Here is a 2,387-nt window from a genome sequence, read left to right as displayed (position 1 = left end):
TTAGGTGCCCCGCCGTCCGGGCCTTTGTTGCCGCCCCCTCCCCCCCCCGCTCCCCCCCCCCCCCCCACCGCCGCATTCAGAGGACGAAATGCGGGTCAGGGAGCGAGCAGCTCGGCGAAGCGTTCCGGGCTGACGTTCCCGCCGCTGATGATCACCCCGACCCGCCCGGAAACGGGGATCCGCCCGCTGAGCAGCGCCGCGAGACCGGTTGCTCCGCTCGGCTCGATGACGAGCTTCAGCCGTTCGAACGCGAACCGCATGGCGTCGCGGATCTGGTCATCGGTGACCAGCGCGATGTCGTCGACGAGGTTCCGGTTGATCGAGAAGGTCAATTCGCCGGGGATCTCGGCTGCCTGGCCGTCGGCGATGGTCCGCGGCACCGGGATCGACACGCGTTCCCCCGCGTCCAGCGAGCGTTTGGTGTCGTCGCCCGCGGCGGGTTCGACGCCGACGACCCGGATGCCGGGCCGCACGGCCTTCGCGGCGGTCGAGCTGCCCGCGATCAGGCCGCCGCCGCCGACCGGGACGACGAGAGTGTCCAGGGACTCGGTGTCCTCCAGCAGCTCCAACGCCGCGGTGCCTTGTCCGGCGATCACGTGCGGGTGTTCGTACGGCGGGATGAGCGCGAGACCGCGTTCGGCCGCCAGCGCTTCACCGATCGCGACGCGGTCGCCGGTGTAGCGGTCGTAGGTGACGATCTCGGCGCCGTAGCCCGCGGTGGCGTCCTTTTTGGACCGCGGGGTGTCCTCCGGGATCAGGATGACCGCGCTGCTCCCGAGTTCCCGCGCGGCGAGCGCGACGGCCTGGGCGTGGTTACCCGAGGAGTAGGCGGCGATGCCCTTGGCCAGCTGCTCCGGCGAGAGCCGGGAAGCGGCGTTGTACGCGCCGCGGAACTTGAAGGCCCCCACGCGCTGGAGGTTCTCGCACTTGACGAAGACTTCGGCGCCGACGAGGTCGTCGAGGGTCCGGGAACGCACGACCGGGGTCCGGTGCGCGACACCGGCCAGCCGGGCGGCGGCGTCGCGGATGTCGTCGATGGTCACGGGGGCGGTCATGAGGCTCCTTGATCACGGATTTCGGCGAGATAGTTGTAAGCGGAGGCACGGGATATCCCGATGCGGGCGGCGACCTGCGGCACGGCCCGCCGCACGGCGAAGACGCCGCGCGCGTGGAGGCTGCGGAACAGGTCGAGCCGTTCTTCGCGGCTGAGCGCGGCCCAGGGTTTGTTCAGCCGGAGTTGGTGTTCGTCGACGATCGCGTCCACCACCGCGTCGACGTCGTCGCCGAAGGTGGTGGTCGGTGTTTCGGTGACGGCACCGACGTCGGCGAGTTCACCGACCAAGGTCTTGAGCTGGCCCAGCGCGGTGACGTCGAGGTTCACGCACAGCGCGCCGAACACCGAGCCGCCGCTGTCACGCAGCAGCATGGTCGAAGACTTCACCAACTTCCCGGACGCCGTCCGGGTGACGTAGTTGAGCTGGTCTTCGGCGTCGTCGCCGCGGGCGAGCAGGCCCATGCCGATCTCGCTCATCGATCCGCCCACGCCGCGGTCGGTGACCGAGCCGGCGATCGCGACCACCGATTTCTCCGGACGGCGGAAGTCGTGCACCACGACCTCGCAGAACGAGCCGAGCGTCGCCGCGATGCCGTCGGCGACCGGGGCGAGCGCGTCGAGGATCGTGTCCTGCTCAGACATCGCGTATCCGGGCGAGCGCCTCGACTTCGACGGTGCCACCGTAGGGCAACGACGCGACCCCGACGCAGGTGCGAGCGGGCCGGGGCTCGGCGAAGAACTCTTCGTAGACACGGTTGAGGCCGTCACGGTCGGCGATGTCGGTCAGGTAGACGACGACCTTCACCGCGTCGGCCCGGGTCGCGCCCACCGAACGCAGCGCGGCGTCGAGGTTGGCGAAGGCCTGCGGGCATTCGGCGCCGAATCCACCGGATACCAGTTCTCCCGTCGCGGTCACGCCGAGCCGTCCGGACACGGAAACCAGGTCGCCGCTGCGGAAGGCGGGCGGATACGGATGTTCGTTGGTCACGAGACTGACTGTATAAGTGTTGGACGAAAAGTCCAAGGCGGTCTTGAGTGACCTGCCGCTCACGCGAGAGGGAAAGAGTCTCGATGACGACGGCTCCCTGTGCATGGCGCTCAACCGCGGTGCCCACCAGAGTGGCGAATCGTTGATGCAGAACGTCGAGCGGCATCGCGAACTGCTCACGATCATCGAGGGCGGCGACCCCGAAGCGGTGCTGAAGGTGCTGGCCGAACGCCGATCACCAAGGCCTGACGCTCGCGTGGGTCGTGGGGGGGGGGGGGGGGGGGGGGGGGGAAAAGGAACACCACACCACAAGTAGCCACGGGACCTCCTCTCCCTCTGCTTTGG

At 69.3% G+C, this 2,387-nt stretch carries 3 protein-coding genes; all 3 read right to left on the bottom strand.

Annotation, left to right across the window (positions count from 1 at the left end; genetic code table 11):
• Window positions 1-95: 95 nt before the first annotated feature.
• Genes ACZ6DT_RS33190 through ACZ6DT_RS33180 form a run of 3 tightly spaced genes read right to left on the bottom strand, consistent with a single transcriptional unit; the run spans window position 96 to window position 2,042 of the window.
• Window positions 96-1,055 (bottom strand): pyridoxal-phosphate dependent enzyme, encoded by a 960-nt coding sequence (locus ACZ6DT_RS33190; protein ID WP_465602719.1) that lies wholly within the window; start codon window positions 1,053-1,055, stop codon window positions 96-98.
• Entirely contained in the window at window positions 1,052-1,696 is a 645-nt protein-coding gene (locus ACZ6DT_RS33185) for a helix-turn-helix transcriptional regulator (RefSeq protein ID WP_465602717.1), read from the bottom strand. Before ACZ6DT_RS33185 ends, ACZ6DT_RS33190 begins: the two co-directional genes overlap by 4 nt.
• On the bottom strand, window positions 1,689-2,042 hold the full coding sequence (locus ACZ6DT_RS33180; RefSeq protein ID WP_465602715.1) for a RidA family protein: 354 nt from the start codon (window positions 2,040-2,042) through the stop codon (window positions 1,689-1,691). Before ACZ6DT_RS33180 ends, ACZ6DT_RS33185 begins: the two co-directional genes overlap by 8 nt.
• Between the last annotated feature and the right edge of the window lie 345 nt (window positions 2,043-2,387).

The organism is Amycolatopsis sp. NPDC041971 (assembly GCF_055588925.1).
This window is presented reverse-complemented; position numbering and strand designations above follow the sequence as displayed.

Coding starts and splice junctions, on each gene's coding strand:
- ACZ6DT_RS33190 (WP_465602719.1), bottom strand. CDS start 1,055: ATGACCGCCCCCGTGACCATCGACGACATCCGCGACGCCGCCGCCCGG.
- ACZ6DT_RS33185 (WP_465602717.1), bottom strand. CDS start 1,696: ATGTCTGAGCAGGACACGATCCTCGACGCGCTCGCCCCGGTCGCCGAC.